We start from the raw sequence: 13,775 nt of genomic DNA, 5'->3' as shown, positions 1-13,775 counted from the left end.
CGGCGTGGGACAGCCCTTCGCCCCGTTCCCTCAGGGGCCGGGGCGAAGGACGGTCGGGGACGGTACGGGGACGCAAGGAGCGGTGCCGGAGCCGTCGGCTCAGATCCGCTTCTCGTGGCGGCGGCGCAACAGGAACACACCGCCGCCGACCACCGCGGAGGCGACGAGTCCGCCGCCGATGGCCACGTCGGTCGGGGTCGCGCCAGAGATCGTGCTGCCGCCGAGGCCGCCGTGGACGCCACCGAGCACCGTGAAGGCGTTGGGCCGGGTCAGGGTGCGGCCGTCGCAGTTGACGGTGATGTCGTACTGGCCGGGCCTGGCGTCGTTGTCGATGATCGCCACTCCGCGCGCGGTGTCGTCGTTGTCGCGGAGCGGGGTGAGGGAGATGGTCTCGAAGGCGCGGGAGGACGCGGTGCCGCCGCCCCGGCAGCCGTCCACGGTCACGGTCAGCCGGCCGCCGGCGGCGAGCACACCGGGCTCGGCCGAGATGTTCCGCGGGAAGTTTCCGTTGTTGTTCCCGTTGTTGTTCCCGTTCCCGTTGTTGTTGCCCGGGTGGAAACCGTTGTTGTTGTTCCCGAACCCGTTGTTGTTGTTGAAGCCGTTGTTGTTGCCCTGGTTGAAGCCGTTGTTGAACCCGTTGTTGAAGCCGTTGTTGTTGAACCCGCCGATGCCACCGATGCCGATGCCTCCCACACCACCGACACCACCGACACCACCGATGCCCCCGACACCGCCGACACCACCGACACCGCCCCCCGGGGCGACGGCGACGCCGCCCAGATCGGTGCTGCTCGGACCGCCCCCGTTGCCCATGCCGTCGGCCGCGGCCACCGGTGCGGTGAGCCCGAGGGCGGTGACCGCGAGGGCCGCGGCCGCCAGGGCGCGTGTGTTTCCCATGTGATCCTCCGCGGGAGGCACCCCGGGTCCGGTCCCGGTCTATCGGCGAGAAAGCACCTCCCGGGACGACCCTCGGGTGCCCGGAACACGCCCGCATGTCGAGAATGGTCCGTCCTGGTGAGCGGACACACGGTGCGACGACCGCACAATCGGATATTGCCGCAGGTCACGGACCGTCAGAAAAATTCCTCTCGGCGGCAACTCGGATGGCGCACCAAAAGCGCCGCGGGCCACCCGTTCGCCCCCTCCCCCGTCGCCGAGGACGGGACGGGGACTTAGCGTTCTCGTATGCGCGAAGGACGCGGCTGCGGCCGTGTCGAGAAGGGATGGCGAATGGTTGCGTCCGTGCTGCCCGAGCTCGCCGAGGCGGAGGAGCGGCGGCGCAAGCGCGCCCCGTGGGGCGTGATAGCGCTGGTCCTGCTGACCGGTCTCGCGCTCATCCGCAATGGTTCCGGGGAGTTCGACATGGGGCCCCCGCAGCCGGCGCAGGCCGCCGCCGCGGAGAGCACCGTACCGGGTTCGACGTTCGCCGGATCGCCGCAGTCGCTGCCGTTCTCGGCGGCCGAGCGGGTCACGATCCCGTCGATCCAGGTGGACGCGCCCGTGATGCCCGTCGGTCTGGACACGGACGGCTGGGTCGCCGCGCCGCCGCCGGAGGACCCGAACCTGGCGGGCTGGTTCACCGGCGCGGTCTCGCCCGGTGAGAAGGGCACGGCGGTGGTCGTCGGACACGTCGACAACCAGTCGGGCCCGGCGGTGTTCTACGGCCTCGGCTCCCTCAAGAAGGGCAACAAGGTCGAGGTCCGGCGCAAGGACGGGAGGACCGCCGTGTTCGAGATCTACGGCATCGAGGTCTTCTCGAAGGAGAACTTCCCCGGCGACCGCGTCTACGGCTCCAAGGGCACGCCCGAGCTGCGGGTCATCACCTGCGGCGGGGGCTTCTCCAAGCAGAACGGCTACGACGGGAACGTCGTCGTCTTCGCCCGGCTGGCCGGGGTCCGCTGAGCGTGCCCCGGCCGGCCGGGAGGGCGGCGGTCAGGCGAGCCGGCGCCGGGGGACGGTGAGGTGGTAGCCGTCGTCGAGGAGCCGGGGCAGATAGCGGCGCAGCGCGCTGACGGTCTGGGAGCGGTCGCCCCCGGCGTCGTGGGAGAGCACCACGACACCGGGGGCGGCGCCGTCCTCGATCCGGTCGATGATGGTGCGGGTGCCGGGCACGGTCCAGTCGAGGCTGTCGACCGTCCAGGCCAGCGGCTCCATCCCCATCTCCGCGCCGAGCTGGAAGACCGCGCGGTTCCAGGCGCCGTAGGGGGCGCGGAACCACTGGGGGCGGTCGCCGTACGCCTTCTCGACGACGTCGCTGGTGCGTTCCATCTCGTCGCGGATGCGGCCGCGCTTCAGCAGGTTGAGCTGGGGGTGGGACCAGGTGTGGTTGCCGACGACGTGGCCCTCGTCGGCCATCCGGGCGAGCAGGTCCCGGTTCCAGTCGGCCATCTCTCCGCACACGAAGAAGGTGGCGCGGACGTCGTGGCGGGCGAGGGTGTCCAGGACGTGCGGGGTGAAGTCCGGGTCGGGGCCGTCGTCGAAGGTGAGCAGCATGTGGCGGCCGGCGCCGGACATCCGCAGGATCGGCTCGCGCCGTACGGGCGTGCGTCCGGGCAGGGCGCGCGCCGGGACGTCACCGGCCACGGGCCGCAGCCGGTAGGCGTTGGCGTCGAGCGGGGGCCGCGCCGGCGCTCCCGCGGCCGGTACGGCCGGCCGGGCGGGGGCGCGCTTCTCGGTGTCCGCCAGGAGAAGTCCGGCGGTGCTCGCCGCCCCCGCCGCGGCGGCGCCGGCGAACAGCACCCGGCGCCGCGTGAACAACTGATCCTTCTGCATGACCCATCAGTCGCCCCCTGAGGCACCGGCGCACCACTCAGACACCGGTGCGCCGACCGGAATGCACCCACTCGGCCCAGCGCGGGGCACGACCGGCCCGGTCGGCCTTTCCCGGGCGGGAGCAGGAACGACGGATTCCGATAGCCTCACCGCCGTGACGGATCAGCAGGGACAGCACGCGCAGGGGTTCGAGCGGGGCACGGACGGCCCCAAGGTCGTCCTGGTGGGGGTGGACGGCTCGGATTCGTCGCTGCGGGCCGCGTCGTACGCCGGGGGGCTCGCGCGGCGGCAGCACGCGCTGCTGGCGATCGTGTACGTGCAGCCGGTGCTCGCGGCCGGGGCGGCGCTCGGGGCGCCGGTGGCGGAGACGACGGACGAGATCGCCGAGGAGCTGATCGGTCACATCCGGGAGGCGACCGAGCGGGTCAAGGGGATATTCGACGTGCGCTGGGAGTTCCACACGTTCCGCGGCGACCCCTACAACGGGCTGGTGCGGGCGGCGGACGAGCTGAAGGCGGACGCGGTCGTGGTGGGCGCGTCCGAGCAGGCCGGGCACCGCATCATCGGCTCGGTGGCGATCCGCCTGGTCAAGGCGGGCCGCTGGCCGGTGACGGTGGTGCCGTAGCGGGGCGCCGCGCCGGTCCGTGCGTGGCGTCTTCCCTCCCGCACGGGGCTGAGCCATCATGATCCGCCGTCAGCCGTTTGCCGATGGCGAAGAGGTGAGGCGTATGGCCGGGCTCCGTATGGGTGAGGGTGTTCTCCGCCGCAAACCCCTCGCACACATCGAGGACACCGAGGTCGGTGAGGGGCCCCGGCTCGAACGGTCGCTCGGGCTGTGGCAGCTGACGGCGATCGGCGTGGGCGGCATCATCGGCGCGGGCATCTTCACGCTGGCGGGCACGGTCGCCAACGGGACGGCGGGGCCGGCGGTGCTCGTCTCGTTCCTGATCGCCGGTGTCGCGAGCGCGGCGGCCGCCCTGTCGTACGCGGAGTTCGCGGGCCTCATCCCGAAGGCGGGCTCGGCCTACACCTACGGCTACGCGGTGCTCGGCGAGTTCGCGGGCTGGTTCATCGGCTGGGACCTGCTCCTCGAGTACACGGCGATCGTGGCGGTGGTCGCCATCGGCATCTCCGGGTACTTCGGCTTCCTGGTCGAGGAGGCGGGCGCGGACCTGCCGGCGTGGATGCTGGGTGCCCCGGGCACCGGCGGCGGGCACCGGGTGGACCTGTTCGCGGCGCTCCTGTGCCTGCTGATCGCCTGGCTGCTCAACCTGGGCATCCGCACCGCGGCCCGCTTCGAGACGACCGTCGTCGTACTGAAGGTCCTGGTGGTGCTGCTGGTGATCGGGGTCGGCGTCTTCCACATCACCACGGCGAACTACCACCCCTTCTTCCCGTTCGGTGTCGGCGGGGCGTTCACGGGCGCGGCGACGGTGTTCTTCGCGGTCTTCGGGTACGACGCCATGTCGACGGCGGCCGAGGAGTCGCGGGACGCCCAGCGGCACATGCCGAGGGCGATCATCTACTCGCTGGCGATCTCGATGGTGCTGTACGTGGCGGCCTGCCTGGTGCTGACCGGCATGCAGAACTACCGGGACATCGACCCGGAGAGCGGCTTCTCCACCGCGTTCAAGTCGGTGGGCCTGAGCGGGCTGGCGGACGTGATCGCGGTGGGCGCGATCATCGGCATCCTCACGGTGATGTTCACGTTCATGCTGGGTGTGACCCGGGTGTGGTTCTCCATGTCGCGGGACGGGCTGCTGCCCCGCTGGTTCGCGAAGACGCACCCGACCCGGCACGTGCCGACCCGGGTGACGTGGATCGTGGGGGTGGCGTCGGCCGCCATCGCCGGGTTCCTGCCGATCGGCGAAGCGGCCGAGCTGACCAACATCGGCATCCTGCTGGCGTTCGTGGTGGTGTGCGCGGCGGTGATCGTGCTGCGCTACCGGCAGCCCGACCTGCCGCGCGCCTTCCGCACCCCGTGGATGCCGTTCGTGCCGGCGCTGGGGATCGTCTTCTCGATCTGGCTGATCACGTTCCTCCAGTGGCAGACGTGGGTGCGGTTCGCGGTGTGGTTCGTGGTCGGGTGCGTCGTCTACTTCGGCTACTCGTACCGCAGGTCGGCGCTGGCCGGGCGCTGACGGTCCGCGCCCGGCCGGCGCCCGCCGCGCCCTTGCGCGCCCGTCGGTGCCCGTCCCGTCAGCGGCCCATGACCAGGCCGTCCTTGGCACCTCCCCGGCTGAGGGCCATGTCCCGGATGCGGTTGCGGACCCCGGTCAGCTCGGCGCCGTTCGCCATCGCCGCGTTGACGTCGACGACCCGGCCGGCGTCGAGGTCGTAGAGCTGCGGGACGAACTCGGCGCGGGTGACCTCCCAGCGGGCGCCGGGCCGGGCGGGCGGGGCGAAGGTGAAGCGGCCGAGGGTGGACTGGTTGCCGCGCGGGTCCTGGACGCCGGGGGCGCTGAACATCTGGCCGGCGATCTGGTCGCCCATGCCGTAGACGACCCAGGTGCCGTTGACCTTCTCGTACGCCTGCGGGACGTGGGCGTGGGTGCCGAGGATCAGGTCGATGTCGGGGCGGTCGCCGGTGCGGGAGGCGGTGAGCCGCTGGGCGAGGGTGAGCTGCCCCTGGTTGGGGGCGTCCTGCCAGGCGGTGCCCCAGTGCAGGGAGACCACGACGACGTCGGCGCCGGCCCGGCGGGCGGCGCGGGCGTCGGCGACGATGCGGCTCTCCTCGATCGCGTTGACGGCCCAGGGCTGTCCGGGCGGCAGCGGGTTGCCGTCGGTGCTGTAGCTGTAGGCGAGGTGCGCGACCTTCGCGGGGCCGGCCTGGAGGAGGGTGACGGTGCCGGCCTCCTGCTCGGTGCGGGCGCTGCCCGCGTGCCGTACGCCGGCCCGGTCCAGGGCGTCCAGGGTGCGTCCGATGCCGTTCGCGCCGTCGTCCAGGGTGTGCTCGGAGGCGGTGGAGCAGCCGTCGTAGCCGGTGGCGGCGAGGGCCGCGGCGATCTGCGGTGGGGACTTGTAGAGGGGGTAGCCGCTGTAGGCGCCGTCCGTGCCGTACGGGGTCTCCATGTGGCACAGGGCCACGTCGGCGGCGCGGACGACGGGTGCGACGCCGGCGAGCATGGGGCGGAAGTCGTAGCCGCCGCCGGCCGCGTCGAACCTCGCGCGTTCCAGCACGGAGGTGTCGGGCAGGACGTCGCCGGAGGCGACGAGGGTGAAGCCGTGGGCCGCGGGGGCGGCGGGTGCGGGGGCGGTTCCCCCGCGGTTGTCGGCCTGGCAGGCGGCGGCCGCCGCGAGGAGGGCGGTGAGGGCCAGGGCCACCTGTCGTCTGCGTGCGATCATCAACTCACCCCAGAGTTGTCGTATATACGGACGGCCACTTTTATGACCACATGGGTACGAATCTGGCCGCCGTCGCAAACAGTCACAGCCCGCTCATTAACCCGTCCGGTGTCGTCGACGGGACCTGACGGACCGTTCGTCGTACCGTTCGCCGACGCGATCGACCGTCCGCCGCAGATCCCTGTGCGCGCCCTGTCCCACCGGCGCGCCCTGCGATGCCATACGGCCATGACGGCCGGAACCACCCTCGCCCGCGGGACGACGACCGCCGAGCACGAGCTCGCCGCACTCCAGCGCGAGCACGGACGCCCCCTCTTCGCGCTGCTGCTGCGCCTGTGCGACGGGGACCGCCAGCGCGCCGAGGACCTCGTGCAGGAGACCCTCGTACGCGCCTGGCAGCACCCCGAGGCGCTGCGCGCCGACGACTTCGCCTCCGTACGGCCCTGGCTGATGACCGTGGGCCGGCGGCTCGCCATCGACGCGCGGCGGGCCCGGCAGGCACGGCCGCCGGAGGTCGGGGACGCGATCCTGGAGAGCGCCCGGGTCTGCGCCGACCACGCCGAGCGCTCGGCCGCCACCCTCGACGTCCGCGAGGCTGTGAAGACTCTCACTCCGGAGCACCGCGAAGTCCTGGTGCTCGTGTACTTCCAGGGGGCGAGTGTGGCGGAGGCCGCCGAGGCGCTGGGGATTCCGCCCGGTACGGTGAAGTCCCGCGCGTACTACGCGCTGCGTGCGCTGCGCCGGGTGCTTCCGGGCTATGCGGCCGACCTGCGGTGAAACCGAAGGCCGGGTCAAGGCTTCGCAAAGCGCCTTGCTGACGACCATGGTTGGGCCATCAGCTGTCTTCATCCGTGTTCCGCACCGGCGGCTCGGGTACGGGCGACGCGCACGCACCGGAGGAAGGCAGGAAGGGATGCTGCACACAGGTCGAGAGAGCACGGACGGCACCGGCGGCGGTGAACTCACCGTCCCCATGGCCTGGCTCTACGCCGAGTACATCGCCGACGAACTGCTGCGGACCGGCGACCTGATGCCGCCCACGTCCTTCGAGTTCCGGGCCGGCCGGGACGCGCTGGCCCTCACCATCTTCCTCTCCGACACCGACGGCGAGCTGTCCGGCATCCGGGTCGTCTCACAGCTGGAGACCTGGCTGTCGCTGACGGCGTACGACCAGCCCTGGCAGGACTGGGTGCGCGAGCGGATGGCCGAACTCGCCGCGGGCGTCCCGGCCGACGCCCCCTCGCCCGACCTGGATCTGGCCGCGAGGACCTGGCGCTGGCTGCGCGAGACCGAGCTGCTCGCCCCCGACCTGGACGCCGTGCCGGGCGGTGCCGCGGTGGTCGGCGAGGACGACGGGCCGAAGGTGTGGACCCCCGCCTGGCGGCTCGGACTGCCCCTCGGGCACCTGGCGATCCATCTTTTCTGACACCTTTTCCGGGCCGGGACCAATCCGCCCGGCGGGCCGCTCCGAATCGCCTGGTTGCGATTCTGCGTGTGGCTTGAGTGATTCGGCGGCCTCGTGCGTACCGGTGGGAGCAAGGAGTGATCCCACCCACACCCTACGGCACGAGGATTCGGCATGAGGTCCCAGGAAAGGCATCGCGACGTCGGCGCGTACGCGCTCGGCGTGCTGGACGAGGCGGAGGCGTTCCGCTTCGAGGACCACCTCATGGAGTGCCCCGACTGTTCGGCCCTCGTGACCGAATTCGGCCCCACGGCACGGCAGTTGCTGCTGTACCGGCGGGCCACGCCGCGCTCCGTCCACCCCATGCCCCAGCCCGGTCCCCGGCTCCTGGACCGGCTGCTCGGCGAGGTGACCGCCCGCCACCGGGCACGCAGACGCCGGCTGCTGTACGGGCTCGCGGCCTCCGTGGTGTTCGCCGTGGCGGGCCCCGGGATCGCCGTGTACGCCGCGTCCGGGCACGCCGCCCCGCAGGCGCGGGTCACCGCGGCGACCGACCCGGGATCGGGGGTGTGGGCGCAGGTCAGGACGCAGGACGAGCACTACGGCACCGATGTGGAGCTGACCGTGAAGGACGCGGCGGGTCCCCGCTCGTGCCGGCTCGTCGCCGTCGGACGGGACGGGTCGGAGCAGGTCGTCACCAGCTGGACCGTGCGCACCGGAGCGGGCGGGACCAACACCATGACGGGCGGCTCGGCGATGCATCCCGAGGAGATCGCGCGCTACGAGGTGCGCAGTTCCGACGGCGAGCGCCTGGTCACGATCCCCGCCCGCTGACCCGGCGCCGCCGGGCGGCCGTCACTTCAGCAGCCGGGACATCCTGCGGTCCGCCAGCGGCCTGCCGCCCGTCTGGCAGGTCGGGCAGTACTGGAGCGAGGAGTCGCTGAAGGACACCTCGCGGATCGTGTCCCCGCACACCGGGCAGGGCTCTCCGGTGCGGCCGTGCACCCGCAGGCCGCCCTTCTTCTCCGCCTTCAGCCGCCCGGCGGCCACGCCCCGGGAGCGCTCCACGGCCTCCGTGAGCGTGTCGCGCAGCGCCCGGTGGAGGGTGCGGACCTCCTCGGGGTCGAGGGAACCGGCGATCTTGAACGGGGACATCTTCGCCGCGTGCAGGATCTCGTCGCTGTACGCGTTGCCCACCCCGGCGATCAGGCTCTGGTCGCGCAGGGCGCCCTTCAGCCGGCGGCGCTCGTCCTTCAGCAGGGCGGCCAGGCGGTCCGCGTCGAAGTCGGCGGCGAGCGGGTCGGGGCCCAGTCGGGCGACGCCGGGGACCTCCAGCGGGTCGTGCACGACGTACACCGCGAGGCGTTTCTGCGTGCCGGCCTCGGTGAGGTCGAAGCCCGCGCCGGTCTCCAGGGCGACCCGGAGGGCGAGGGGGCCCTTGCCGGGTCGGGGCGGGCCGTCCGGGAGCCGGTCGCGCCAGTGCAGCCAGCCCGCGCGGGCCAGATGGGCGACGAGGTGCGGCCCGCCGCCGGTCTCCAGGTCCAGGAACTTGCCGTGCCGGTGCACGGCCGTGACCTCGTGGCCCTCGACCGCGGTGACCGGCGGGTCGTACGTCTTCAGGACGCTGATCGCCACGGGCAGCACCCGGACGACCTCGTGACCGACCAGGTTCTCGGTCAGGAAGTCCCTGAGCGCCGCCACCTCGGGCAGTTCCGGCATGTCCCCAGAGTGCCACCCGCCGCGGTCGGACGGCGTCCCGGAGGGGCGCGGGGCCGTATCGATCCGCGGCACCGCGGACGGCGTCAGGGCCGCCGCGGGAGGAGGAACTCGCACCAGACGCACTTGCCGCCGCCGCGCGCCTCCACGCCCCAGCCGTCGGCGAGCCGGTCGACCAGCAGCAGACCGCGCCCGGAGACCCCGGACTCCCCCGCGTCGCGGCGGCGCGGCAGGGCGCTGGAGGAGTCCTCGACCTCGACGCGCAGCCGGGAGTCGCCGCCGCCGAGCGCCCGGAGCGTGACGACGGCGGAGCCCTCCGTGTGCATCAGCGCGTTGGTGATCAGTTCGTCGGCGGCCAGCTCGATCTCGTCGGCCCGGCTTCGGGCGCCCCACGCGCGGACGGTGGCGCGGACCATGTGCCGGGCCAGGGTGAGCGCCTCGGGGTCGCCGGGCGCCACGTGCTGCTGGAGCCGGCCGCCGGCCCGGACCGAGTCCGGGCCGCGCCGGCGCAGCAGGAGCAGGGCCACGTCGTCGTCCCCGCCGCGCGCCTCGGCCACGTCGATCAGCCGGTCGGCGAGGTCACGGACGTCGTCCGGGCCCCCGGCGATGAGCGAGGCCAGGGTGCGCATGCCGTCGTCGAGGTCGGCGCCCGGCTGCTCGACGAGGCCGTCGGTGCACAGCAGCAGGGTCTGGCCGGGATCGAGTTCGAGCGTGCCGACGGGGTATTCGAGCCGTCCGAACTCGGCGGACAGACCGAGCGGCAGCCCGCCCTCGACCGGGACGCGGTGGCAGCCCCCGCCGGCGTGCCGGACCATCGGGTCGATGTGTCCGGCCCGGACCACCTGCACCACTCCGGTGGCGAGGTCGGCCTCCGCGTACAGGCAGGTCGCGAAGCGGTCGGTGTCGAGTTCGTGCAGGAAGACGGAGGCGCGGGCCATCACGGTGGCCGGGGTGTGGCCCTCGGCGGCGTAGGCGCGCAGCACGATGCGCAGCTGGCCCATGACGGCGGCCGCGTGGGTGTCGTGCCCCTGGACGTCGCCGATCACCGCGCCGACCCGGCCCCCGGGCAGCGGGATGAGGTCGTACCAGTCGCCGCCGATGTCCCGGCCGAGGGAGCCCGCGGCGGAGCCGGCGCGGTAGCGGACGGCGACGTCGGCGCCGCGCACGCTGGGGATGGTGCGCGGCAGCATCGCCTGCTGGAGCCCCTGGGCGAGGTCCTTCTCCTGCTCGTAGAGCATGGCGCGCTGGAGGCTCTGCGCGATGCTGCTGCCGAGGGCGACGAGCACGGCCCGCTCCTCCGCCGAGAAGCCGCGCCGGTCGCTGTAGAGCAGGCCCATGGCGCCGATGGGCCGGGCCTGCGCGATGAGCGGCAGATAGGCGGCGGAGGTGATGTCCAGGCCGGTGATGTGCGGCCACAGGATCGGATAGCCCCCGGCGAACTCCTCCGGTGACTCGATGAAGCGCGGGCTGAGGGTGCGCACGACCTCGCTCATGGGGTACGGCTCGTCGATGCGGGTGACGCGGGTGCCGGGCACGAAGCTGCCCTCGGGCCCCTCGGCGACCAGCCGGATGCGGCCGGCCTCGACCAGGCCCATCACCAGGCTGGCGGCGCCGAGGTGGCGCACGCCGTGGGTGTCCTTGAGGACGTCGATGACGTCCTGGACACTGCGGGCGTGCGAGAGGGCCGCCGTGATGATCTGCACGACGTTGGTCTGCTGGCGGAACGCCTCGTCCTGGGCGGCCCGCAGGCTGCGGGCGTCGCTGTCGGCGAGCTCCTGGGTGGCGTCGCGGAGGATGCCGATGATCCGGCGCGGCCGGCCGGTCGCGTCCCGGCGGATGTAGCCCTGGGCGTGGGTCCAGCGGGGGCTGCCGTCGCGGCGGCGGATGCGGAAGTAGGCGCCGTAGTTCTCGCTGCCGTCCTTGATGGCCCGGGAGACGACGGCGTCGAGGCGGCTGCCCTCCAGCGGGGGTACCCGGATCGCGAGGCTCTCGGGGCGGCCGTCGTACTCCTCGGGGAGGAGGTCGAACACCTCGTACGCGCGGGCGTCCATGTGGAACAGTCCGGCGTCCAGGTCCCAGTCGAAGGTGCCCATGCGGTTGAGCGCCAGGATCGGGTCCGGGTGGGCGGGCCAGTCGTCCGGGACTGCCAAGGCGGTCGCTCCCCGATCAGCCATGGGGCCACCTTGCCAGCATTCGCCGGATTCTTCGACCGCTGCGGGGGCCGTACGGGTGACAGCACAATGGAGACGGGAGCACGACGATCGTGGACTGGTTCACCGCACCCGAGTACTGGTGGAGCCGGCTGGTCTTCCAGCGGGCGCTGGCCGGGGTGTACCTCGTGGCGTTCCTGACGGCGGCCCTCCAGTTCCGCGCGCTGCTCGGGGAGCGGGGCATGCTGCCGGTGCCCCGGTTCGTGGCACGGGTGCCGTTCCGCCGGGCGCCGAGCCTGTTCCAGGTCCACTACTCGGACCGCTTCTTCGCGCTGTGCGCCTGGGCGGGCTGCGCGGTGTCGGCGGCGCTGCTCGCGGGCGCGGACGGGTGGCTGCCGCTGTGGGGCGGGATGCTGCTGTGGCTGGTGCCCTGGGCGCTGTACCTGTCGGTCGTCAACGTCGGGCAGACCTGGTACGCGTTCGGCTGGGAGTCGCTGCTGCTGGAGGTGGGCTTCCTCGCGGTCTTCCTGGGCAACGACGAGGTGGCGCCGCCGGTGCTCGTGCTGTTCCTGCTGCGCTGGATCCTGTTCCGGGTCGAGTTCGGCGCCGGTCTGATCAAGCTGCGCGGGGACGACTGCTGGCGGCGGCTGACCTGTCTGTACTACCACCACGAGACCCAGCCGATGCCGGGCCCGCTGAGCTGGTTCTTCCACCGGCTGCCCCGGCCCCTGCACCGGGTGGAGGTCGCCGCGAACCACGTCACCCAACTCGTGGTGCCGGTGCTGCTGTTCACCCCGCAACCGGTGGCGTCGGCCGCCGCGGCCCTGATGATCGTCACCCAGCTGTGGCTGGTGCTGTCCGGCAACTTCTCCTGGCTGAACTGGATCACGATCGTGCTGGCCCTGTCGGCGCTGGAGCTGCCGGGGCACGCGCCGCCGGTGCCGGCCGCCCCGCTCTGGTACGAGGTCGTGGTCCTCGCCGTGGCCGCGCTGCTGCTGGGCCTGAGCCGGCACCCGGTGGTGAACATGATCTCCCGGCGGCAGGTGATGAACCGGTCCTTCGACCCGCTGCACCTCGTCAACACCTACGGCGCGTTCGGCACCGTCGGCCGGGTGCGCTACGAGGTGGTGATCGAGGGCACGGCGGACGAGGTGCCGCGGGAGGACTCCGACTGGCGGGCGTACGAGTTCCGGGGCAAGCCCGGTGATCCGCGCCGCTGGCCGCGCCAGTTCGCGCCCTACCACCTGCGGCTGGACTGGCTGATGTGGTTCGCCGCGCTGTCGCCCGCGTACGCCGGGGACTGGTTCGGGGCGCTGGTGGAGCGGCTGCTCGCGGGCGACCGGGACACCCTGCGGCTGCTGCGGCGCTCCCCGTTCCCTCCGGAGCGCCCGCCCCGCCACGTCCGCGCCCGCCTCTTCCGCTACCGGTACACGACGTGGCGGGAGTTGCGGGAGACGGGCGCGTGCTGGGAGCGGACGTTCGTGCGGGAGTACCTGCCCCCGACGCGCCTGGCGCAGCGCTGAGCCGGCCCGTTCAGCCGGACAGGTAGACGCGGGTGGCGGTGCCCTCGAACAGCTGGGCGCGCTCGGACGCGCTCAGGTCCGCCGTGAGCTCCCGGGCCGCGTCCAGCACCCGGCCGTAGCCGGCGGCCAGGGTGCACACCGGCCAGTCGGAGCCCACCATCAGCCGGTCGGGGCCGAAGGCGCCCAGGGCTGCGTCGGTGTACGGGCGCAGGTCGGCCGTCGTCCAGGCGTCGGGGTCGGCCTCGGTGACCAGGCCGGAGAGCTTGGCGACCGTGTTCGGGAGGGCGGCGAGGGCGCGCAGGGCGGTGGCCCAGGGTTCGGTCCGCCCCGTGACGACGGGCGGTTTGCCCAAGTGGTCGAGGACGAAGAGGAGTTCCTCGTGCTCGGCGGCCGCCTTGACGCAGACGGGCAGTTGGTGGGGCAGGACGACGAGGTCGTAGACCAGGCCGGCGTCCGCGACCGCGGCGAGGCCCCGGCGGACGTCGGGGCGCAGCAGCCACTCCGGCTCGGGTTCGCCCTGGACCTGGTGGCGGATGCCCTTGAGGTGGGCACCGCCGGGCAGTTCGCGCAGCCGGGCGAGTTCGTCGGCGACGTCGGGGCGGGTGAGGTCCACCCAGCCGACGACGCCGGCGATCAGGTCGTGCGTGTCGGCCAGGGCCAGGAACTCGGGGGTCTCCTCGGCGACGGTGACCGTCTGGACGAGGACCGTGCGGTCGACGCCCGCGGCCCGCGCCTCGGGTTCGAGGTCGGCGACCGTGAAGTTGCGCCGCAGGGGCCGCAGTTCGGGTCCGGTGATCCAGTCCTGGTCGCGGACGGAGAGGTCCCAGACGTGGTGGTGGGCGTCGACGGTCACGGCAGCTCCCG

Annotated in this window: 13 protein-coding genes; 7 read left to right on the top strand and 6 right to left on the bottom strand. The window is 73.0% G+C overall.

From position 1 onward, the window contains the following. Window positions 1-99: 99 nt before the first annotated feature. Complete coding sequence (locus tag AB0F77_RS29725) at window positions 100-897, bottom strand: hypothetical protein (protein ID WP_361954762.1); 798 nt, start codon at window positions 895-897, stop codon at window positions 100-102. A 333-nt stretch (window positions 898-1,230) separates the two neighbouring features. Here AB0F77_RS29725 and AB0F77_RS29720 point away from each other — a divergent pair, with 333 nt between their 5' ends. Then, window positions 1,231-1,902 carry a class F sortase gene (locus AB0F77_RS29720; protein WP_361954761.1) on the top strand — a complete coding sequence of 224 codons (672 nt, stop codon included), beginning with the start codon at window positions 1,231-1,233 and terminating at the stop codon, window positions 1,900-1,902. Between the two features lie 30 nt (window positions 1,903-1,932). Here AB0F77_RS29720 and AB0F77_RS29715 read toward each other — a convergent pair whose 3' ends face one another. After that, entirely contained in the window at window positions 1,933-2,772 is an 840-nt protein-coding gene (locus AB0F77_RS29715; protein ID WP_361954760.1) for a polysaccharide deacetylase family protein, read from the bottom strand. Between the two features lie 154 nt (window positions 2,773-2,926). Between AB0F77_RS29715 and AB0F77_RS29710 the strand changes: the two genes are divergently transcribed. Then, window positions 2,927-3,397 carry a universal stress protein gene (locus AB0F77_RS29710; RefSeq protein WP_361954759.1) on the top strand — a complete coding sequence of 157 codons (471 nt, stop codon included), beginning with the start codon at window positions 2,927-2,929 and terminating at the stop codon, window positions 3,395-3,397. 103 nt (window positions 3,398-3,500) lie between these two features. Next, window positions 3,501-4,913, top strand: coding sequence for an amino acid permease (locus tag AB0F77_RS29705; protein WP_361954758.1), 1,413 nt, complete (start codon window positions 3,501-3,503; stop codon window positions 4,911-4,913). Window positions 4,914-4,971: 58 nt separating this feature from the next. Here the strand turns inward: AB0F77_RS29705 and AB0F77_RS29700 are convergent, their stop codons facing one another. After that, entirely contained in the window at window positions 4,972-6,117 is a 1,146-nt protein-coding gene (locus AB0F77_RS29700; RefSeq protein WP_361954757.1) for a CapA family protein, read from the bottom strand. Window positions 6,118-6,345: 228 nt separating this feature from the next. Here AB0F77_RS29700 and AB0F77_RS29695 point away from each other — a divergent pair, with 228 nt between their 5' ends. From AB0F77_RS29695 to AB0F77_RS29685, 3 genes are all read left to right on the top strand, one after another. Next, window positions 6,346-6,894 (top strand): sigma-70 family RNA polymerase sigma factor, encoded by a 549-nt coding sequence (locus AB0F77_RS29695; RefSeq protein WP_361954756.1) that lies wholly within the window; start codon window positions 6,346-6,348, stop codon window positions 6,892-6,894. Window positions 6,895-7,030: 136 nt separating this feature from the next. Continuing rightward, on the top strand, window positions 7,031-7,543 hold the full coding sequence (locus tag AB0F77_RS29690) for a hypothetical protein (protein ID WP_361954755.1): 513 nt from the start codon (window positions 7,031-7,033) through the stop codon (window positions 7,541-7,543). A 153-nt stretch (window positions 7,544-7,696) separates the two neighbouring features. Beyond that, window positions 7,697-8,356 carry a zf-HC2 domain-containing protein gene (locus AB0F77_RS29685; RefSeq protein WP_361954754.1) on the top strand — a complete coding sequence of 220 codons (660 nt, stop codon included), beginning with the start codon at window positions 7,697-7,699 and terminating at the stop codon, window positions 8,354-8,356. Between the two features lie 21 nt (window positions 8,357-8,377). On the opposite strand, the gene AB0F77_RS29680 is transcribed toward AB0F77_RS29685, so the two are convergent. Together AB0F77_RS29680 and AB0F77_RS29675 are read right to left on the bottom strand one after the other, a co-directional pair. Then, window positions 8,378-9,241: a DNA-formamidopyrimidine glycosylase family protein gene (locus AB0F77_RS29680; RefSeq protein ID WP_361954753.1), complete on the bottom strand. Its 864-nt coding sequence runs from the start codon at window positions 9,239-9,241 to the stop codon at window positions 8,378-8,380. Between the two features lie 83 nt (window positions 9,242-9,324). After that, the gene (locus AB0F77_RS29675; protein WP_361954752.1) at window positions 9,325-11,412 is read right to left on the bottom strand and encodes a SpoIIE family protein phosphatase; all 2,088 of its coding nucleotides are present in this window, start codon (window positions 11,410-11,412) and stop codon (window positions 9,325-9,327) included. 89 nt (window positions 11,413-11,501) lie between these two features. Between AB0F77_RS29675 and AB0F77_RS29670 the strand changes: the two genes are divergently transcribed. Continuing rightward, entirely contained in the window at window positions 11,502-12,911 is a 1,410-nt protein-coding gene (locus tag AB0F77_RS29670) for a lipase maturation factor family protein (RefSeq protein WP_361954751.1), read from the top strand. A gap of 10 nt (window positions 12,912-12,921) precedes the next feature. Here AB0F77_RS29670 and AB0F77_RS29665 read toward each other — a convergent pair whose 3' ends face one another. Beyond that, window positions 12,922-13,764, bottom strand: a complete 843-nt coding sequence (locus AB0F77_RS29665) for an amidohydrolase family protein (protein ID WP_361954750.1) — start codon at window positions 13,762-13,764, stop codon at window positions 12,922-12,924. Window positions 13,765-13,775: the final 11 nt, after the last annotated feature.

The sequence above is a fragment of the Streptomyces sp. NPDC026672 genome, assembly GCF_040638185.1.
Classification (GTDB): Bacteria; Actinomycetota; Actinomycetes; order Streptomycetales; family Streptomycetaceae; genus Streptomyces.
The sequence above is the reverse complement of the archived record's forward strand: the minus strand, read 5'-3'. Positions and strand labels throughout refer to the sequence as shown.